This window comes from Buttiauxella sp. BIGb0552 (assembly GCF_004366275.1).
Lineage (GTDB): Bacteria > Pseudomonadota > Gammaproteobacteria > Enterobacterales > Enterobacteriaceae > Buttiauxella > Buttiauxella gaviniae.
Genome location: NZ_SODY01000008.1, coordinates 135,413 through 156,472 on the forward strand (window position 1 = coordinate 135,413; position 21,060 = coordinate 156,472).

Sequence of the window (21,060 nt, forward strand, 5' to 3'; positions counted from 1 at the left end):
CCGGTTTATTCTTAATCAGCTTGCTTGCGCAAAAACGCTGGAATATCCAGATAATCAGGCTCTTTCGTCGTTTGTGGCGTATTGTCATTAACTACCTTGGCAACAGGTTTCTGCTCTTGCTGAAGCGGAGCCATACCGTGTTGTTGGTAGCGATCCATAACTGGCTGTTGAGTCTGCTTGTTGGTCACCAGGGTAATTTCTGGACGTTTGTCCATGCCAATACCGGTTGCAACAACAGTTACACGCAGTTCGTCGTTCATCTCTGGGTCCAGAGAAGTACCGATAACCACAGTCGCGTTATCAGATGCGAACGCACGAATGGTGTTACCCACCGTTTCGAACTCATCCAGACGCAGGTCGAAGCCAGCGGTGATGTTAACCAGAACGCCACGAGCGCCGGACAGATCGATGTCTTCCAACAGCGGGCTGGAAATCGCCATTTCTGCCGCTTCTTCAGCACGGTCTTCACCACTTGCCACACCAGAGCCCATCATGGCATAACCCATTTCGGACATTACTGTGCGCACGTCAGCAAAGTCGACGTTCATCAGGCCCGGACGAGTAATCAGTTCTGCGATACCCTGCACCGCGCCTTTGAGCACATCGTTTGCTGCGCCAAAAGCGTCAAGCAAAGAAATACCACGGCCCAGTACTTTCAACAATTTGTCGTTAGGGATAGTGATCAAGGAATCGACGTGCTTAGAGAGCTCAGCAATACCCTGCTCCGCGAATGCCATGCGCTTCTTGCCTTCAAAATTGAATGGCTTAGTCACAACAGCAACGGTCAGAATGCCCAGATCTTTAGCAACCTCTGCAACTACAGGTGCAGCACCTGTACCTGTACCACCGCCCATACCTGCAGCGATAAATACCATGTCTGCGCCTTCAAGGGCCGCACGTAACGCTTCACGGTCTTCTTCCGCAGCGGTACGACCCACTTCAGGGTTCGCTCCAGCACCCAGACCTTTGGTAATACCATTACCAATCTGGATAGTCTGGCCTACAGCAGTTTTACGTAACGCTTGAGCATCAGTATTCACTGCAAAGAATTCAACACCTTCGATGCGTTCGCGCACCATGTGTTCAACGGCATTACCGCCGCCACCACCGACGCCGATGACTTTAATCACCGCGTCGTTGGTCAGTTCCATAGGTTCAAACATAGTTTCTCTCCGTTTTGTGCCTGTCGCCTGAGACCGCTAATTTTGTCTGGTCTCTTATAAAATTTAAAACTCTTTTCTCAGCCAGCTGTTGATTCGCTTAATCCATGAGCCGACAGAGGTTCGTTTTTCCACTTCTGCTTCACCACTGAGATGTGTTTCTTTCCCGTAGTGCAGCAAGCCGACTGCTGTGGAGTAATAAGACTCCTGGGCATAATCAGTCAGGCCTGTAATATTGAGCGGCTGTCCGATACGTACTTGCGTATGGAACACCCGTTGCGCGCAAGCTGCCAGCCCTTCAATTTGCGCGGCGCCACCTGTCAGAACAATCCCAGCGGCCAGGTGGTGCTTCACACCTTGCTGACGAAGTTGTTCTTGTAACTGCAAAATCTCTTCGTTTACCAGGTTCAATAATTCGGTATAACGAGGCTCGATAACTTCAGCGAGCGTCTGGCGTTGCAGGCTACGCGGTGGACGTCCACCGACACTTGGCACTTCAACGTTTTCATCTTTACCCACCATCGAACCTAGCGCGCAGCCATGGCGCACTTTAATAGCTTCTGCGTCACTCGGTGGTGTGCCGAAGGCATAAGCGATATCGCTGGTCACCACGTTCCCTGCATAAGGGATAACTTTGGTGTGGCGCAGTGCGCCGCCAGTGTAGACCGCGATATCCATTGTACCACCACCGACATCGACTACGCAGACCCCTAATTCACGCTCATCTTCGGTCAAAACTGCGTAGCTTGCTGCAAGGCCTGCAAAGATCAGTTGGTCAACTTTCAGACCACAACGTTCAACAGCTTTGACGATGTTTTTAGCCATGTCGTTGTGGCAGGTAATCAAGTGCACTTTAGCCTGCATGCGAACACCTGATAAACCTACAGGATTTTTGATGCCTTCCTGGTAGTCAATTGCATATTCTTGCGGGATTACGTGCAAAACACGATGTTCGTCACGTACGCGTACTGACTTCGCGGTGTGAACAACGTTCTCAACGTCTTCCTGTGTCACTTCTTCTTCTGAAATCGGCACCATGCCAATCTCGTTTTGACAGCTAATATGCTTACCTGACAGCGCAAGGTAGACCGAAGATATCTGGCAGTCCGCCATTAATTCGGCCTGGTCAATCGCGCGCTGAACGCATTTCACGACTGACTCAAGATCGTTTACGCCACCTTTGTCCATACCACGCGATGGGCAACTGCCCACGCCAATAATATTGACCATACCGTCAGGCAGAACTTCCCCTACTAAAGCGGCAACCTTTGCGGTACCGATCTCCAGTCCTACTACCAGTTTTCTGTCCGTCGCCTTGATCATTGTTATTCTGCCTGTGCCTGATTCTGTTGCTGATTAGGATTAGGTTGTTCTGTTACGGGAGCAGGCTGCCAGCCTACTGCCGCGCCTGAGTCATAACGCAAGTCGACATAACTAATCCTTTTGTTGTCGGCTTGCTCTTGCTGCTGCAGAACAGGGTAAAGTTCTACAAAGCGACTCAAGCGTTTCATCGTATCGCCCCGGCCCAAGTTGAGCTTAATGCCATTATTCAACGTCAATTGCCAGGAACGACGAGCGGTCATCGCCGCTTCTTTCAACGTAAATTTATCCTTTGCCAGCACTGCGCCCATGTCGCGGAAGCCTTCCAACACTTCACCTTCACTGCCTTCTGGCCCGGATAACATAGGTAAAGTCTGCTTTGCAGAACGTTCTGCAGGAACACTAAACGAATTTCCTTGCGCATCAATCATATGCTGATCATTCCAGCGCGCGATGGGCACATATTCAACCAGATGAATCTTCAATTCGTCCGGCCACTGCTTTCTTACGCTCGCCTGCTTAATCCATGGTAAGCGTTCAATTTGCTGCTGGATGATATTCACATCCTGGGTCATAAAGGTGCCCGGGGGCCCAAGTGCCAGAATTGACTGACGAATATCATCGTTGCGGGTGTAATGACGTTCACCAGTAACCACCAACTTCGAGAGCGGCAGGCGCTGAGCATCTTCCATCCAGCCGACCACAATCCAGCCGCCGATAAATACCGTAAACAGTACTGCGCTCAGGAAAATTATCCCGGCCAGTCGCCCACCGTTACTGCGACGAGTACTGGTTTCTTCTTCTTCCTGGCGATTACGCGTATTCAGAGCTGCTTGCGACATATCAGTCTGCCAACTCCAGAATACGCACTACCAGTTGAGAGAAGGTCATCCCAGCCTGACGTGCCGCCATTGGCACCAGGCTATGGCTGGTCATACCTGGAGAGGTATTAACCTCCAGCAGATAAAACTGGCCGTCGCTATCTAGCATGACGTCTACGCGCCCCCAGCCACTGCAGCCCAAAACTTGCCAGGCTTGCAGCACTAAAGCCTGCAATTCTTGTTCGCGCTGCTCAATTAAACCGCTCGGGCAGAAATATTGTGTCTCATCAGAGAGATACTTCGCCTCATAATCATAGAAAATTCCAGCGGGTTGGATACGAATTGACGGTAATATTTCTTCGCCAAGAATCGCAACCGTGTACTCAGGGCCACTTAACCATTTTTCAATTAGCACTTCTTCGTCATGCTCAAAGGCTAATTCAAGCGCTGCAGGCAGTGCTGAAACGTTATCAACCTTAGACATACCAACGCTTGAGCCTTCACGGCTTGGCTTAACGATGACAGGCAACCCTAAGCTTGCGATGCGTTCAACTGTGGTTGCACTAATGCCCGCTTCAACGTCACGACGAGTTAGCGCAACCCACGGAGCAACCGGTAAATCAGCACCTTTCCACAGCAATTTGGTACGCAATTTATCCATAGTGACAGCAGAAGCCATCACGCTACTACCGGTGTAAGGCAACTTTAAGAATTCCAGCAATCCTTGCAGCGTTCCGTCTTCCCCACCACGACCATGTAAGGCAATAAATACTTTGTCGAACCCCTGCGCTTTTAGCTCAGTCACTGGCGTGTTTTTAGGATCAACTTCGTGCGCATCAATTCCTGCTTCTCGAAGACCCGCAAGTACTGCAGCGCCTGATTGCAATGACACCTCACGTTCAGCGGAAGTACCGCCCAGCAGGACAGCGATTTTATCAGCCATGTTGGTCTCCTTCCTTAGTGTGGGACTGCAATTTAAATTCAGCCAGGTTTCTGGCAACTTTCCCGACATTTCCTGCACCTTGCACCAGGATCAAGTCATTTCCCGACAAAACTGGTGCTAAAACGTCAGCAATCTGGCTGGCATCTGGGACCAGAATCGGGTCCACTTTTCCGCGTCCACGAATGGTGCGGCAAAGTGAACGACTATCAGCACCGGGAATCGCAGCTTCACCAGCAGAATAAACGTCCAGCATCAGCAATGAATCCACTTGCGACAATACGTTAGCAAAGTCATCGTACAAATCACGGGTACGAGTGAAACGGTGTGGCTGGAAAATCATGACCAGGTTTTTATCCGGCCAGCCCGCGCGCGCCGCTTTAATGGTTGCATCGACCTCTGTCGGATGGTGACCGTAGTCATCCACCAGCATTGCGGTGCCCTCTTTGCCGTTGACCGCTGCAAGCGGATATTCGCCTAAGAAATCAAACCGGCGACCTGTCCCCTGGAAGCTTTCCAGAGCACGCAGAATGTCTGCATCATCAATGCCTTCTTCTGTTGCAACAGAAACCGCCGCAGCCGCATTTAACGCGTTGTGACGACCTGGTGCGTTCAGCGTGACATGCAGAGCAGGTTTGTCCTGGCGCACAATCGTAAAATGCCCCTGCGGGCCTTTCTGCTGATAGCTTTCAATGCGCACGTCCGCATCTTCGCTAAAACCGTACGTAGTGATTTTGCGACCTACGCGCGGCAACAACTCGCGAATAACTGGATCATCGACACACATTACGGCCAGGCCGTAGAACGGTAAGTTGTGCAGGAAGTTAATAAATGTCTGCTTTAAATTCTCGAAGTCACCCTGGTAAGTATCCATGTGATCTGCTTCGATATTCGTCACCACAGAAACCATCGGTTGCAGGTGGAGGAATGACGCATCACTCTCATCTGCTTCTGCAATCAGGTAACGACTGTGACCTAAACGCGCGTGGGTTCCTGCGGCTTTCACCAAGCCACCGTTCACAAAAGTAGGATCCAGGCCTGCTTCTGCATAGATGCTGGAAACCATCGCCGTGGTGGTTGTTTTGCCGTGCGTACCGGCAATCGCAATGCCGTGACGGAAGCGCATCAACTCAGCCAACATTTCAGCACGGCGGATAACCGGGATACGGGCTTCATGAGCCGCAACAATTTCCGGGTTATCCATAGAGATTGCGGTCGAAACCACCACAACGCTCGCATCCAGCACGTTTTCCGGGCGATGGTTGAAATAAATCGTGGCGCCCAGCGCCGACAACTGTTGAGTGACCGGGTTCGGAGCCAGATCAGACCCACTAATCTGGTAACCTTCGTTAGCTAAAACTTCGGCAATACCGCCCATACCGGCGCCGCCGATGCCAACAAAGTGAATGTGCCGGACGCGACGCATCTCGGGCACGATAGAACGCAGTTTCGCCAGTTGTTGTGTATTCATTCTCTAACCTGCAGCGTCGAACGCCATTACTTCAAATATTCATGGGCAACACAGCCGCCCACAATGATTACGCCAGTGCTGCGGCGCTCACTTCTTTTGCTACCCGCTCTGTGGCATCAGGAATGGATACAGCACGCGCACGCTCAGCCATTGCCAATAACGTTGCTCTGTCCCATCCGGCGAGAGTTTGGGTAACGGCATCCACGGTAAACTGCGGTTGCTCCAGTATTTTTGCCGCTCCAGCTTTTTCCAACGGCAGCGCATTCCAGTATTGCTGCCGGTCTTTGTGCTGGAAGGGAACAAACAGTGCAGGTAACCCTGCGGCCGCGACTTCGCTAACGGTTAATGCACCGGAGCGGCAGACCACGACATCGGCCCACGCGTAGGCGGCGGCCATATCATCAATAAACTCGGTTACTTTATGCTGAGGCTGTCCTGCATCTGCATAACCTTGCGTAACAAACTCTTCGCCACCTTTGCCACTCTGGTGCCAAATGGTGACAGCATCGCCCAGGCGACCGGCAACTTGCGGGATGGTCTGGTTCAGCACGCGCGCGCCCTGAGAACCACCAACAACTAATACCCGCACAGGGCCTTCGCGCCCGGCAAAACGTTCTTGTGGCAATGGTAAAGCCAGCACATCGGTACGTACCGGGTTGCCCACTACGTCAGCATTTGGGAATGCACCCGGAAACGCCTGCATCACTTTTTTAGCGATCTTTGACAGCCATTTGTTGGTTAACCCGGCAATACCGTTTTGCTCATGCAACACCACCGGAATACCCAGTGACCATGCCGCCAGACCACCAGGACCTGACACATAACCACCCATCCCCAGAACCACGTCCGGACGATAGGCTTTCATGATGGCCCGCGCTTGACGCCAGGCATTGAAAATACGAACCGGCGCCAGCAACATTGCTTTCAGGCCTTTACCACGCAAGCCTGAAATACGAATAAAATCGATCTCAATCCCATGCTTAGGAACTAAGTCAGCTTCCATACGATCGGCGGTTCCGAGCCAGCGTACTTGCCAGCCCTGAGCCATTAAATGATGAGCCACTGCAAGACCCGGGAACACATGCCCACCGGTCCCGCCTGCCATCACCATTAACCGCCGGGTTTGATTACTCATCGCACACCCTTCGTAAACGCCTGCGCTTTGGCCAGACGTGTTTCATGATCGATACGCAGCAACATCATGATTGCTGTAGACATAATTAATAGACTCGAACCACCGTAACTGATCAGTGGTAATGTCAGGCCTTTCGTTGGCAGCATACCCGCTGCTGCACCCACGTTTACCAGTGCCTGGAAACTAAACCAGACTCCAATTGAGCAACCTAAGAAGCCCGCAAAACGCTGGTCCATTTCTAATGCACGTTTGCCAATGGACATCGCACGAAAAGCCACGAAGAATACCATCAATAAAGCTAGTACCACACCGATATATCCCAGCTCTTCTCCGATAATCGAGAAGATGAAGTCGGTATGTGCTTCTGGTAAATATTCAAGTTTTTGAACCGAGTTACCTAAGCCCTGCCCCCACAATTCGCCGCGGCCAAATGCCATCAGAGACTGTGTTAGCTGGTAACCACTACCAAATGGGTCATCCCATGGATTCCAGAATGACGTTACGCGGCGGATACGATACGGTTCAGCAAGGATCAGCAAAATAACGGCTGAGATACCCATACCGATAATCGCCAGGAACTGCCAGAGTTTGGCTCCCGCCAGGAACAGCATCGCAAGCGTAGTAACAAACAGCACAACCACCGTACCAAGGTCAGGCTGCGCCAGCAGCAGCACGGCTAATACCAGAATCACGCCCATCGGTTTGAGGAAGCCGCGCAGGTTATTACGCACTTCATCAACCTTACGAACCAGATAGTTGGCGAGATAACAGAACAACGACAGCTTAGTGAACTCAGCTGGCTGAATACGCAACGGGCCGAAAGCAATCCAACGTGATGCACCGTTAACCGAGCTACCGACAACCAGTACAATCAATAGCATAGCGATAGAGAGCAACAGCATTGCGGTACTGTGACGCTGCCAGAAATCCATCGGCAGGCGCAATGTCACCATTGCCAGAGCAAACGCCAGAATGATGTACAACCCGTCGCGTTTCGCAAACAGGAAGGGATCATTGGCCAGGCGCTGCCCTACTGGCATAGATGCAGATGTCACCATAATGAAACCGACAGCTGCTAACCCGAAAGTCAGCCATAACAACGTGCGGTCATACATCACGATGTTATTGGAATCTGCTTCCTTGGTGCCCATCACCCAGCCTTTAAGCGCCGAACCCAACCAGGCCAGGATGGCAAATCCAGGCACGCGAGGCATACGCAGGCGAGGGAGAGATAAGCGCATCAGCCAAGCTCCTTCGCAAGTAAGGTGAATTGGTCACCACGTTGCTCAAAGTTTTTGAACTGATCGAGGCTTGCACAAGCAGGGGAAAGCAGAACCATATCACCTGTCTTGACACGAGAAGCGATTAATTTCATCGCCTGTTCCATCGTTTCAGTTTGCTCAGCAACATCCGGACGCAATGCAGCAAGTTCAGCACCATCGCGGCCAAAACAGTAAAGACGAATTGCAGAGCCTTGCAGGTATTGAGCAAGTGAAGAGAAATCAGCAGATTTGCCGTCACCCCCTAACAACAGATGCAGCGTACCTTCAACTTTCAAGCCATTTAGCGCCGCTTCAGTGCTGCCAACATTGGTTGCTTTAGAATCGTTAATCCAGCGCACGCCGTTACGTTCCCAGGCAAGCTGGAAGCGATGAGCAAGGCCGGTAAATGTTGTAAGTGCTTTTAGGCTGCTGGAGCGCGGAAGTTTTACTGCATCAGCCAGCGCAAGTGCAGCAAGTGCGTTGGTGTAGTTATGACGACCAACCACTTTCATTTCTTTGGTGTTCAGTATTTTCTCGCCTTTCACCCGCAGCCAGGTATCGCCTTGCTGGTGATTAAGGTGATAGTCACCTACGTCTACGCCAAAGCTGATGCAGCGTTCATCTGCACCACGCACAGGCATCGTCAGCGCATCATCGGCGTTGACTACACAGACAGCGGCGTTTTCATAAACACGTAATTTGGCTGCACGATACTGCTGCAGACCAAACGGATACCTGTCCATATGGTCTTCAGTGACGTTAAGAATCGTCGCTGCAGCAGCTTTCAGGCTAAAGGTGGTTTCTAACTGAAAGCTGGATAACTCAAGCACGTAAAGCTCACGATTTGGCTCCAGCAGCATTAACGCGGGCAGGCCGATATTTCCACCGACACCCACATTCACACCAGCTGCTTTAGCCATTTCACCGACTAAAGTGGTGACAGTGCTTTTACCATTCGAGCCAGTAATCGCCACAATCGGAGCTTGTGCTTCGCGGCAAAAGAGTTCGATATCACCCACAATTTCAACACCGGCATCTGCCGCACGGGTCAAAGCAGGATGGGCTACGGCGATACCAGGGCTGGCAATAATCAAGTCAGCCGCTAACAACCAGTCTTCGTTGAGTGAGCCAGTATGTCGCGCCACCGATTCAGGCAATTTCTCAAGACCCGGCGGTGAAATGCGGGTGTCCATCACACGTGGTGTAACACCACGCGCAAGGAAAAAGTCCACGCAGGACAGGCCCGTGAGGCCTAATCCGATAATGACGACATTTTTACCCTGGTAATCAGTCATAGTTAACGTACCTTCAGGGTAGCCAGGCCAATCAGGACCAGCATCAGCGAAATAATCCAGAAGCGCACAATGACTCGCGGCTCCGGCCAACCTTTCAATTCATAATGGTGATGAATTGGGGCCATGCGGAAAATGCGCTGCCCGCGCAATTTGAAGGAGCCGACTTGCAAGATGACCGATAGCGTTTCAACCACAAACACGCCGCCCATGATTACCAGCAGGAATTCCTGACGCAACAGTACAGCGATTGTTCCGAGCGCACCGCCCAGAGCTAATGAACCCACATCGCCCATAAATACTTGCGCCGGGTAGGTGTTGAACCATAAGAAACCAAGCCCCGCACCAACAATCGCCGTACAGACGATGACCAGTTCCCCGGCATGACGTAGATAAGGAATATGCAGATACTCTGCAAACTTAATGTTACCGGTCGCCCAGGCAACCAGCGCAAAACCTGATGCCACCAGCACGGTTGGCATAATCGCCAACCCATCCAGGCCATCAGTCAGGTTTACTGCGTTACCAGTGCCGACAATAACAAAGTACGCCAACAGCACGTAGAAAAGACCAAGCTGCGGCATTACATCTTTAAAGAACGGCACAACCAGCTCGGTGGCTGGCGTTCCTTTTCCTACGCTGTACATCGTGAAAGCTACAGCCAGCGCGATGACCGACATCCAGAAGTATTTCCATCGTGCAATCAGACCTTTAGTGTCTTTACGCACCACTTTGCGGTAGTCATCGATAAAGCCAATCACCCCGTAACCGATCAGCACGAACAACACACACCAGACATAAGGATTTGATGGATATGCCCACATCAACACGGAGATAACGATAGAAGTCAGGATCATAATCCCGCCCATCGTTGGTGTACCGCGTTTGCTGAAGTGAGATTCCGGGCCGTCGTTACGCACAACCTGGCCGAAGGAGAGTTGCTGCAAACGAGCAATCATACGCGGCCCCATCCATAACGAGATGAACAGAGCGGTCAGCAGGCTGACAATGGCGCGAAACGTCAGATAGGAAAAGACGTTAAAGCCGGAATAATATTTGACCAAGTGTTCGGCCAGCCAAACTAACATGTTCCATTCTCCTGTAATGCGTGTACTACCTGTTCCATGGCGGCACTACGTGAACCCTTCACTAAAATGGTAATCATTGAATGCTCAGCGAGTAGCGCCCTCAGGCGCATAATTAAAGAAGGCTTATCGGTAAAATGTTCGCCAACTTCAGAGGCGGTACTGATTGTTTCGCTCAGTGTGCCCACACTTAGTACGCAATCAATGCCTGACGCTTTTGCTGCTTCACCCACCTGACGATGGCATTCAACAGACTCTGCACCCAACTCCCCTATATCACCGACCACCATCACGCGGTAACCCGGCATTTCAGACAGCACCTGTGCTGCAGCGGTCATCGACCCCACATTGGCGTTGTAACTGTCGTCGAGGAGCAATTGGTTTTCAGAAAGTTGAATCGGGAACAGACGCCCGGGAACGGCTTTAAGACCTGCCAGGCCGGTTTTAACCGCTTCCAGAGAAGCGCCCACTGACATCGCAAGTGAGGCCGCAGCCAGCGCATTAGCAATGTTATGGCGACCAGGAAGTGGGAGCGTAACATCAACGTCACCCATTGGTGTTTTGATGGTGAAATCGGTGCCATGCGCAGTAATGTGCACATTGGTTGCAGTAAAATCACTGCCTGTGGCATTAGGCGAGAAGCGCCATACTTTGCGCTCACCAATCACTTCCTGCCAGTTCAGCCAATCATTGTTATCTGCGTTGAGAATAGCGATGCCGTTCTCAGGCAAACCAGTGAAGATTTCACCTTTTGCTTTCGCCACACCGGCAAGCGACCCAAACCCTTCCAGGTGTGCAGCTGCCAGGTTATTGACCAACGCAGCTTCCGGGCGTGTGAGGTTCACAGTCCAGGCGATTTCACCCTGGTGATTCGCACCGAGCTCAATAACCGCATATTCATGTTCTGGCGTCAGGCGTAACAACGTCATTGGCACGCCAATATCGTTATTCAGATTGCCAGCGGTATATAAGGTGTTACCGCACTCACGCAAAATAGATGCGGTCATCTCTTTTACAGAGGTTTTACCGGAAGAACCGGTCAGCGCGACAATACGTGTTGGAACTTGCTGACGCACCCAGGCTCCGAGCTCGCCAAATGCCTGATGCGTATCGGCCACTACTAGCTGTGGAACATTGATAGCTAACTTGCGGCTAACCAATAACGCCCCTGCCCCACCATTCACGGCATCTTGCGCAAAATCATGAGCATCAAAACGCTCACCTTTCAGTGCGACGAACAGACAGCCCTGCGTTAATTTGCGCGTGTCGGTAGTGACATCAATGATATCAGCGTCAGCACCATGCAACTCTCCCTTCAGGACAGTGGCAAGTTGGCTCAAGGAAACGCGGATCATGCCACAACCCCCAACAGACGGGCGACAGTGACACGGTCGGAGTAGTCCAGACGGCGTACACCCACAATTTGATAATCCTCATGACCTTTCCCGGCCACCAGAACCACATCATTCTCTTGCGCTTGCATAACTGCGTTAGTGACAGCTTCGGCACGGCCTGAAACCACATGTACACGACCAGCATCCAGCATACCGACAAGAATATCGGCAACGATCGCTTTTGGCTCTTCAGTGCGAGGGTTGTCATCGGTAACAACAACAACATCGGCATACTGTTCAGCGATACCACCCATAATTGGGCGCTTACCTTTATCACGGTCACCGCCGCAGCCGAAGACACACCACAGCTTGCCGCTACAATGTAAACGAGCTGCCTGCAGGGCTTTTTCCAGCGCATCTGGCGTATGGGCATAATCCACTACAACCGTCGGCTTACCAGGAGCTGCGAAAACTTCCATGCGACCGCAAACAGGTTGCAGGCTCGGAGCCGTTTTCAGCAATTCTTCGAGTGAGTAATCCAGCACTAACAGAGTGGCCAGCGCTAACAACAAGTTGCTGACGTTGAAAGCCCCCATCAGGCGACTTTCGATTTCACCATCGCCCCATGAAGAGCTGAACTGGATAGTGGCCCCGCCATCGTGATAATGCACGTTGGTTGCTTTCAACCAACGGCCACGACAGCCAGGCTGTAAATTATCTTCCATCGTAACGGCAACAGCGTCAGGCAAACGCGCTAACCAATTGCGTCCGACTTCATCATCAGCATTGATAACCGCATGCCCGTAATCATGTTCTGAGAACAGCAGCCATTTGGCGGCTTCATAGCCTGCCATATCACCGTGGTAATCAAGATGATCGCGGCTGAGATTGGTGAATACGCTGGCGGCAAATTTCAATGCGGAAACACGATGCTGAACCAACCCGTGTGAGGAAACTTCCATCGCTGCAAAGCTCGCGCCTTCATCAGCCAGGGCCGCCAGCACGTGCTGCACGTCGACTGCAGAACCAGTGGTGTTTTCGGTAGGTTTCACATTTCCGAGTAAACCGTTACCCACAGTACCCATAACGGCACTGGTTTCGCCCAACAGCTGGCTCCACTGCGCGAGCAACTGAGCGGTCGTGGTTTTGCCATTTGTGCCCGTTACGCCAACCAGGCGTAATGCACTTGAGGGTTCGTTGTAAAAACGCCCGGCCAAAGCAGAAAGTCGTTGATGCAATTGGCTCAAATAAATAACCGGCACACCGTGCATTTCACGGATTTCGCCATCTACTGCTTCGCCTTCAGCTTCAGCAACGATAGCGGCTACACCTTGCGCTATTGCCTGCGGGATATATCGACGCCCGTCCGCCTGATGACCGACTATAGCCACAAAAAGGTCGCCCGATGCCGCCACGCGGCTATCGAGTGTCATTTCTCGCAGAGCTCTCTCTGGCGCTTGTGGCACCCACGGAGCAAGAAGGTCGCGCAAATTACGATCTGCCACCTGATCCCTCATTTTGATTGATTACAAATTCACTTTTTTCACCTGTCGCCAGAGCATCCGGTTCGATATTCATGGTGCGCAGAACGCCGCCCATAATGGCACCGAACACAGGTGCAGAGACGGCACCACCGTAATATTTCCCTGCTTGTGGGTCGTTAATCACCACAACCAGCGCAAATCGAGGGTTACTTGCTGGCGCTACGCCTGCGGTGTAAGCAATGTATTTGTTGACGTATTTTCCGTCCGGACCGACTTTTTTCGCCGTACCGGTCTTAATTGCAATGCGGTAGCCTTTGATGGCGGCTTTAACACCACCACCACCAGGCAATGCCACACTTTCCATCATATGAACGACGGTACGAACCAACTGTTCAGGGAAAATACGTTCACCTGGAACCGGTGGATCAACCTTCGTAATCGACAGTGGGCGATACACACCGTAGCTGCCAATCGTTGCGTAGACTCGCGCTAACTGTAACGGGGTTACCATTAGCCCGTAGCCGAAAGAGAAGGTGGCCCTCTCTATGTCAGACCACCGTTGTTTTTGCGGATATAAGCCACTGCGTTCTCCGACCAGCCCCAAGTTGGTCGCTTTTCCCAATCCAAAACGCGAGTAAGTATCTACCAACGCTGAGGAGGGCATCGCTAACGCCAGTTTAGAAACCCCGACGTTACTCGACTTCTGTAGCACCCCGGTAAGGGTCAATTCGCTGTAGCGCGCCACATCTTTGATCTCATGACCATTAATGCGGTACGGCACGGTATTCAGAACGGTATTCTCACGTACCACGCCACGTTGCAGCGCAGTCATGACCACCATAGGTTTCACTGTCGAACCCGGCTCGAAAACGTCCGTAATGGTACGGTTACGCATCACGTCTTTCGGGGTTCCGCTTAAATTATTTGGGTTATAGGATGGGCTGTTTGCCATCGCTAATACTTCACCCGTGCTGACATCCACCAACACCGCACTACCTGATTCTGCTTTGTTGAAAGCCACCGCGTTGTTGAGTTCGCGATAAACCAGAGCCTGCAAGCGTTCGTCAATGCTCAAAGCCAGGTTATGAGCAGCCTGGCTATCGGTTGAAGAAATATCTTCAATAACACGCCCGAAACGGTCTTTACGCACGACGCGCTCGCCCGGTTGGCCGGTCAGCCATTTGTCGAAGCTTTTTTCAACGCCCTCGATACCCTGGCTATCTACGTTAGTGAAGCCAATGAGGTGAGCGGTTACTTCGCCTGAAGGGTAGTAACGACGAGATTCCTGGCGTAAATGAATGCCGGGAAGTTTCAGTTTTTTGATGTAATCGCCAATATCAGGGTTTACCTGACGAGCGAGATAAATAAATCGGCCTTTCGGGTTGCTGTTAACACGGGAAGCTAGTTGGTCAAGAGGGATTTTCAGAGCATCCGCCAGCGCTTTCCAGCGGTTGTCCAGCGTAATACCACCTGCATCATGCAGCTCTTTCGGGTCGGCCCAAATCGCATTCACCGGCACGCTTACTGCCAATGGGCGACCAGCGCGATCGCTAATCATGCCACGAGAAGTAGAGACTTCCTGCACACGCAAAGAGCGCATGTCTCCCTGGCGAACCAGCATATCTGGCGCAATGATTTGCAGCCAGGCAACGCGCCCCAGCAAGAAAACCAGCGCCAGCAAAATGCAACCGCAAAGCAACGCAAAACGCCAACTTACAAAGTTGGCCTGTTCTTCCTGGCGTTTCGGTTTAAGCGTTTTTGCCGCTGCTCTCATCTGCCACGCGATTCCTTATTGCTGAACTACAATGTTTTCCTGCGATGGGTCAACATGCTGCAATTGCAGCTTTTCCGTTGCGACCCGCTCCACCCGGCTATGATCGCCCAGTGCATTTTCTTCCAAAATCAGATTTCGCCATTCGATATCCAGCGCATCACGTTCCACAACCATTTGCTCACGCTGAGCGGTAAGCAGACGGGTGTGGTGAGCGGTTGTCACAACAAAAATGGCGGTAACGATAATGGCGGTGAACAAGATCAGCGGTAGTTTCCCATGACGCAGCAAATCACCACCAATCACTGTTGGTAATGCATGCCGCTCGCCACTGCTCAACTGGCCAGTAACTTTATTCAGGGCTTCTGCCACTCTGCTGATCATGCGTTCGTCCTTTCAGCGATGCGCAGAACCGAACTACGCGCGCGCGGGTTTTCCGCCACTTCTTCATCGCCTGGCATCATTTTGCCAATTGATTTTAAATATCTGCCACCAAGCTTATTCAACTGGGCTTCAGTCATTGGGATACCGGCCGGAACCTGTGGTCCACGGGTGTTTTCACGCATAAAGCGCTTAACAATTCGGTCTTCCAGAGAGTGGAAACTGATAATTGACAGGCGGCCACCCGTTGCGAGCGTTTCAATCGAGCCTTTCAGTGCCTTCTCGATCTCATCAAGTTCACTGTTGATCCAGATACGAATTGCCTGGAAAGTACGCGTGGCCGGGTGTTTGAATTTGTCTTTAACCGGCATTGCTGCTGCTACAACCGTCGCAAGTTCTTTAGTACGTGTCATTGGCTGTTCGCGGTTGCGCTCGATAATGGCGCGCGCAATACGTTTGCCGAACTTTTCTTCGCCGAAGGTTTTAATCACCCAGGCGATATCTGCTTCTTCAGCACTGAGCAACCATTCGGCAGCTGACTGACCACGAGTCGGGTCCATACGCATATCCAACGGGCCATCACGCATAAACGAGAAGCCGCGTTCTGCATCATCGAGTTGCGGGGAAGAAACGCCAAGATCCAACAGTATGCCGTCAATTTTGCCCAGCAAGTCGCGTTCGCGTGCGTATTCAGCTAATTCAGAGAAGGGCCCATGAATGATAGAGAAGCGCGGATCATCAATTGCCCGGGCAGCCTCAATCGCTTGAGGATCACGGTCAATTGCCAACAGGCGCCCTTCTGGTCCCAGTTGGGAAAGAATCAAGCGAGAGTGGCCACCGCGGCCAAAAGTGCCATCTATGTAGATGCCATCCTGACGAATGTTGAGACCATTCACGGCCTCATCAAGCAGGACTGAAGTATGTTTAAAATTTTCCATCATTATTTATAGTGACAAGTCCTGCAGACGGTCCGACAAGGTGGTTGTCGTAGCCTGCTCAGCGTCGATGTCTTCCTTGACCTGTTGATGCCAGGTCGTTTCATCCCACAGTTCAAACTTATTGAACTGCCCAACCAGCATCACTTCTTTGGTTAGCCCGGCGTATTGGCGCAAAACAGGTGCTAGCAATAATCGCCCGGCGCTATCCATCTGACATTCACTGGCATGCCCCAGTAATAATCGCTGCACGCGACGTTCAACAGGGTTCATGCTCGACAGACGAGCTAGCTTTTGTTCAATAATTTCCCACTCGGGAAGGGTATAAAGCAGCAGGCATGGGTGATGGATGTCGATGGTACAAACCATCTGACCTTCAGAGGTTTCGACAAGCGCATCCCGGTAACGGGTAGGTACGGCAAGCCGCCCTTTGCTGTCGAGATTGACTAATGTTGCCCCACGGAACATGCCAGCCTCACCCTTAAATTCCCCTTTCCACCACTTTGACCCACAAAATCCCACCTAAAGGAGTTTACGGAGCGGAGGAAAACCTTGTCAAGCAAGCTACAACGCTAATGGAAATAATTTTCATCTCCTAAGCGATTGATAAATGACTGGCGTGAAAAGGCGCTACATCCACGATGCAAAATTAACGTTATGAATATTTGAAAGAAAAAAGATCAATAAGCATAAATATCGTTAAATCGACTGAAAACCTGCAAGGTAAAATATGAAGTGTTCAGTTTGCGACGCGGTCGGCATTTTAAGGTATTTCTCTGCAGGATAACAGCGCCAGATGTAGGCGAAACGCGGGCTGCGGGTTAGTTTGAATGGTCACTGAGAACTATTGTTTAATTATCGGGCACTTTTACACACTGCTATGTAACAAAATAATTCAGAAGAAGGAATTATATCGATTCTGGAATTAAGAGAAGTGTCTATTATCAATGAAAAATAATTACCTGAATAACTATGGGATATAAAACGGGATTATTCTTAATTAAGAATGGCAGCCGTAACTGCCATCTCTTGTTAGTGCCGACTTAAACTGCCACGGCGATATAGATTACGACGAATACGGGTTAATCCAGGCTTAGGTTTACGTGGCTCATCGAGGCTTGCCAATACCAATTCCAGTACTCGCTCAGCTACATCACGGTGGCGCTGCGCAACAGCCAAGACTGGACATTGCAGGAAATCGAGCAATTCATTGTCCCCGAAAGTGGCAATAGCCAGTTCTGACGGCAAATGACCTTCACGTCGTAAAGTTACATCCATCACACCCTGCAATAATGCAAATGAGGTGGTATAGAGCGCCTGTGGCATTGGGTGCGTTTCCAACCACTTGTCAAAAAGCTGCGCTGCGGCTTCACGCTCATAACTGTTGGCATATAAGAAGTGCACTTCACGTGGATCATCTTTCCACGCGGTACGGAAACCTTGTTCGCGCAAGTAGCTCACTGACAGCTCCGGCAACGCGCCAAGATAAAGAACCGTTTCTGCAGGGAAAGTACGCAGCTCACTGGCCAGCATTTCCGCATCTTCCTGGTCTGCACCGACTACGCTTATGAAATTTTCGCGATCTAATGCACGATCGAGCGCGATGATGGGAAAAGGATCGTTCGCCCAGCGTTGATAGAATGGATGTTCAGGCGGCAGTGACGTTGAAACAATGATCGCATCAACCTGGCGTTGTAGCAGGTGCTCAATACAACGCATTTCATTGTCAGGCTGATCTTCCGAGCATGCGATAAGCAACTGATATCCACGCTGACGAGCCTGGCGCTCCAGATAGTTGGCGATACGGGTATAGCTTGTGTTTTCAAGGTCTGGAATAACTAATCCGATAGAACGCGTGCGCCCGGCACGCAATCCTGCAGCCACAGCATTCGGGTGGTAGTTATGTTCGCGTACAACTGCCATGACTTTCTCAACGGTCTTATCGCTAACGCGATACTGTTTTGCCTTACCGTTGATGACGTAGCTCGCCGTAGTGCGCGAAACTCCAGCCAGGCGCGCGATTTCATCCAATTTCACAGTAGCCCCTTATTTAGGATTTCCATAACCATACCCTGGTCATGGTTTCATTTTTATCATCTAAGCGCAGAATAATACCTCGGGCAACCGCTTTTGCTGGCAGTTGCTGCGCTATTTGCAAAAAAAAACCCGGTACGTGTTTTACCGGGTTTATTATTTAGCCGCCATTACAGGCTAGCGCATAATCTTATCGCCACGCGACACGCCTACAATACCTGAGCGTGCTACTTCGACAATCTTAGCCACTTCACGAATGGTATTCAGGAATGCGTCCAGTTTGTCGCTAGTTCCAGCAAGTTGAACAGTGTAGAGCGTTGGTGTGACATCAATGATTTGCCCACGGAAGATTTCCGCGTTGCGCTTCACTTCTTCACGCCCGTAACCACTCGCCTGCACTTTTACCAGCATGATTTCACGTTCGACATGCGCCCCTTGCACCAGTTCGCTGACACGCAGGACATCCACCAGTTTATGCAGCTGTTTTTCAATCTGCTCCAGCACTTTCGCATCACCAACCGTTTGGATAGTCATGCGAGACAGTGTGGGATCATCAGTCGGAGCCACGGTCAGACTTTCAATGTTGTAACCGCGCTGAGCAAATAAGCCTATTACACGGGACAGCGCCCCGGACTCATTTTCGAGTAATACAGATAATATCCGGCGCATAATCAGGTTCTCTCCGTTTTGCTTAACCACATCTCATCCATACCACCGCCACGGATCTGCATTGGGTACACATGCTCAGTGCCATCAACTGCGACGTCGACAAATACCAGACGCTGGTTACGCACGGCCTCCAGCGCTTCGATCAACTTGCTTTCCAACTCATGCGGCTGGTTAATGTTGATACCTACATGCCCATAAGCTTCCGCAACGCGCACAAAATCAGGTAACGACTCCATATAGGATTGAGAATGGCGGCCAGAATAAATCATGTCCTGCCACTGTTTCACCATACCGAGATAGCGGTTGTTGAGGTTAAGCACCAATACCGGCAAACCATATTGCAGCGCGGTAGAGAGTTCCTGGATATTCATTTGAATACTGCCATCACCCGTAACGCAAACCACGGTCTCGTCTGGCAATGCCAGCTTCACACCCAGTGCGGCTGGCAAACCAAAGCCCATAGTGCCGAGGCCGCCAGAGTTAATCCAACGGCGAGGTTTATCAAAGGTGTAATAAAGTGCAGCAAACATTTGGTGTTGACCGACATCTGAAGTGACGTAGGCCTCGCCTTTGGTCAAACGGTAGATAGTTTCAATCACCGCCTGTGGCTTAATCTTATTGCTTGTTCTGTCAAACTCCAGACACTGGCGCGCACGCCATTGCTCAATCTGTTGCCACCAGTCACGGATATCATCGCAGGACTGCGACGTATCTTCCTGCGCCATCAGCTCCAGCATTTGCTGTAAAACCTGGCGCGCATCGCCAACAATAGGAATATCCGCACCGACAGTTTTAGAAATAGAAGTTGGGTCGATATCAATATGCAGCACCGTCGCATTCGGACAGTACTTCGCGAGATTGTTGGTGGTACGGTCATCAAAGCGCACACCTACCCCGAAAATCACGTCGGAGTTGTGCATCACCATGTTAGCTTCGTAGGTTCCGTGCATCCCCAGCATGCCTAAAGCCTGCCGATGAGTCCCTGGAAACACACCAAGACCCATTAACGAGGATACGACCGGAATATTCAGCTTCTGGGCTAGTTCAAGCAGTTCATCATGACAGGCAGAAGTGATCGCACCGCCACCGACATACATGACCGGTTTTTTCGCCGCCAGCAAGGTTTGCAATGCGCGCTTAATCTGCCCCTTGTGACCTTGAGTGGTCGGGTTATAAGAACGCATACTGACGGTTTCGGGATAACTATAAGGGAACTTATTTGCCGGACTCATAATGTCTTTTGGCAAATCGACCACAACCGGACCTGGGCGGCCACTTGCTGCAAGCCAGAAGGCTTTCTTGATGATGCCAGGAATGTCTTCTGCTTGTTTGACTAAAAAGCTGTGTTTCACGACCGGGCGAGAAATCCCCACCATGTCGCATTCCTGGAATGCATCATAGCCAATCAGCGATGTTGCAACCTGACCAGAAAGCACCACCATTGGAATGGAGTCCATGTAAGCCGTAGCAATGCCGGTGATTGCGTTTGTAGCACCGGGACCGGATGTCACCAGCACGACCCCCACTTCACCGGTTGCACGTGCCAGGCCATCAGCCATATGCACTGCCGCTTGTTCATGGCGTACCAGCACGTGATCAATGCCGCCAATAGTATGAAGCGCATCATAAATATCGAGTACTGCGCCTCCTGGGTAACCGAATACATGTTTAACGCCCTGATCGATAAGCGATCGGACGACCATCTCGGCTCCTGACAACATCTCCATGGTTTGCCTCCAGGCTTACGTGTTTGACCGACCACCGAAATCATTTCAGCTAAGTCGTTGAGGCAGGTTATTGCGCCCTGCATATGTCTTTTTATTATTGATAGTTGCCTAACATAACCGTTGAAAATCAGGCAATCAATTGCCAATCTTCAAGTCTCAAACAAGGATTTTCTTACGAACACTACAAAACCCTCTGCTGACAGAGTTATGCTCTGACCATAAGCGGAAACTATGAATGA

The 21,060-nt window shown here is 51.1% G+C and carries 18 protein-coding genes; all 18 read right to left on the bottom strand.

Annotation, left to right across the window (positions count from 1 at the left end):
• Nucleotides 1–11: 11 nt before the first annotated feature.
• The gene (gene ftsZ / locus EDF88_RS21255; protein ID WP_134187100.1) at nt 12–1,163 is read right to left on the bottom strand and encodes a cell division protein FtsZ; all 1,152 of its coding nucleotides are present in this window, start codon (nt 1,161–1,163) and stop codon (nt 12–14) included.
• A 63-nt stretch (nt 1,164–1,226) separates the two neighbouring features.
• Nucleotides 1,227–2,483 carry a cell division protein FtsA gene (gene ftsA, locus EDF88_RS21260; RefSeq protein WP_064516196.1) on the bottom strand — a complete coding sequence of 419 codons (1,257 nt, stop codon included), beginning with the start codon at nt 2,481–2,483 and terminating at the stop codon, nt 1,227–1,229.
• A gap of 2 nt (nt 2,484–2,485) precedes the next feature.
• The gene (ftsQ, locus tag EDF88_RS21265) at nt 2,486–3,322 is read right to left on the bottom strand and encodes a cell division protein FtsQ (protein ID WP_064516194.1); all 837 of its coding nucleotides are present in this window, start codon (nt 3,320–3,322) and stop codon (nt 2,486–2,488) included.
• A 1-nt stretch (nt 3,323) separates the two neighbouring features.
• The gene (locus tag EDF88_RS21270; protein ID WP_064516192.1) at nt 3,324–4,244 is read right to left on the bottom strand and encodes a D-alanine--D-alanine ligase; all 921 of its coding nucleotides are present in this window, start codon (nt 4,242–4,244) and stop codon (nt 3,324–3,326) included.
• Nucleotides 4,237–5,712, bottom strand: coding sequence for a UDP-N-acetylmuramate--L-alanine ligase (murC, locus tag EDF88_RS21275; protein ID WP_134187102.1), 1,476 nt, complete (start codon nt 5,710–5,712; stop codon nt 4,237–4,239). The genes EDF88_RS21270 and murC overlap by 8 nt, the downstream gene beginning before the upstream one ends.
• Before the next feature lie 67 nt (nt 5,713–5,779).
• The gene (gene murG / locus EDF88_RS21280) at nt 5,780–6,847 is read right to left on the bottom strand and encodes an undecaprenyldiphospho-muramoylpentapeptide beta-N-acetylglucosaminyltransferase (RefSeq protein ID WP_134187104.1); all 1,068 of its coding nucleotides are present in this window, start codon (nt 6,845–6,847) and stop codon (nt 5,780–5,782) included.
• Nucleotides 6,844–8,088: a cell division protein FtsW gene (ftsW, locus tag EDF88_RS21285; protein ID WP_064516187.1), complete on the bottom strand. Its 1,245-nt coding sequence runs from the start codon at nt 8,086–8,088 to the stop codon at nt 6,844–6,846. Before ftsW ends, murG begins: the two co-directional genes overlap by 4 nt.
• On the bottom strand, nt 8,088–9,404 hold the full coding sequence (gene murD, locus EDF88_RS21290) for a UDP-N-acetylmuramoyl-L-alanine--D-glutamate ligase (RefSeq protein WP_134187106.1): 1,317 nt from the start codon (nt 9,402–9,404) through the stop codon (nt 8,088–8,090). The genes ftsW and murD overlap by 1 nt, the downstream gene beginning before the upstream one ends.
• Before the next feature lie 2 nt (nt 9,405–9,406).
• Complete coding sequence (gene mraY / locus EDF88_RS21295) at nt 9,407–10,489, bottom strand: phospho-N-acetylmuramoyl-pentapeptide-transferase (RefSeq protein WP_034460947.1); 1,083 nt, start codon at nt 10,487–10,489, stop codon at nt 9,407–9,409.
• Complete coding sequence (murF, locus tag EDF88_RS21300; protein WP_134187108.1) at nt 10,483–11,841, bottom strand: UDP-N-acetylmuramoyl-tripeptide--D-alanyl-D-alanine ligase; 1,359 nt, start codon at nt 11,839–11,841, stop codon at nt 10,483–10,485. Before murF ends, mraY begins: the two co-directional genes overlap by 7 nt.
• The gene (gene murE, locus EDF88_RS21305; RefSeq protein WP_134187110.1) at nt 11,838–13,325 is read right to left on the bottom strand and encodes a UDP-N-acetylmuramoyl-L-alanyl-D-glutamate--2,6-diaminopimelate ligase; all 1,488 of its coding nucleotides are present in this window, start codon (nt 13,323–13,325) and stop codon (nt 11,838–11,840) included. Before murE ends, murF begins: the two co-directional genes overlap by 4 nt.
• Complete coding sequence (locus tag EDF88_RS21310; RefSeq protein WP_064516179.1) at nt 13,312–15,078, bottom strand: peptidoglycan glycosyltransferase FtsI; 1,767 nt, start codon at nt 15,076–15,078, stop codon at nt 13,312–13,314. Before EDF88_RS21310 ends, murE begins: the two co-directional genes overlap by 14 nt.
• A 15-nt stretch (nt 15,079–15,093) precedes the next feature.
• Nucleotides 15,094–15,459 (bottom strand): cell division protein FtsL, encoded by a 366-nt coding sequence (gene ftsL, locus EDF88_RS21315; RefSeq protein WP_134187112.1) that lies wholly within the window; start codon nt 15,457–15,459, stop codon nt 15,094–15,096.
• Nucleotides 15,456–16,397, bottom strand: coding sequence for a 16S rRNA (cytosine(1402)-N(4))-methyltransferase RsmH (gene rsmH, locus EDF88_RS21320; RefSeq protein WP_064516175.1), 942 nt, complete (start codon nt 16,395–16,397; stop codon nt 15,456–15,458). Before rsmH ends, ftsL begins: the two co-directional genes overlap by 4 nt.
• Nucleotides 16,398–16,400: 3 nt before the next feature.
• On the bottom strand, nt 16,401–16,859 hold the full coding sequence (gene mraZ, locus EDF88_RS21325) for a division/cell wall cluster transcriptional repressor MraZ (protein WP_064516173.1): 459 nt from the start codon (nt 16,857–16,859) through the stop codon (nt 16,401–16,403).
• Nucleotides 16,860–17,423: 564 nt separating this feature from the next.
• Nucleotides 17,424–18,428 carry a catabolite repressor/activator gene (gene cra / locus EDF88_RS21330; RefSeq protein ID WP_064516171.1) on the bottom strand — a complete coding sequence of 335 codons (1,005 nt, stop codon included), beginning with the start codon at nt 18,426–18,428 and terminating at the stop codon, nt 17,424–17,426.
• 174 nt (nt 18,429–18,602) lie between these two features.
• Nucleotides 18,603–19,094 (bottom strand): acetolactate synthase small subunit, encoded by a 492-nt coding sequence (gene ilvN / locus EDF88_RS21335; protein ID WP_034460956.1) that lies wholly within the window; start codon nt 19,092–19,094, stop codon nt 18,603–18,605.
• A gap of 2 nt (nt 19,095–19,096) precedes the next feature.
• Nucleotides 19,097–20,821: an acetolactate synthase 3 large subunit gene (ilvI, locus tag EDF88_RS21340; protein ID WP_134187114.1), complete on the bottom strand. Its 1,725-nt coding sequence runs from the start codon at nt 20,819–20,821 to the stop codon at nt 19,097–19,099.
• Between the last annotated feature and the right edge of the window lie 239 nt (nt 20,822–21,060).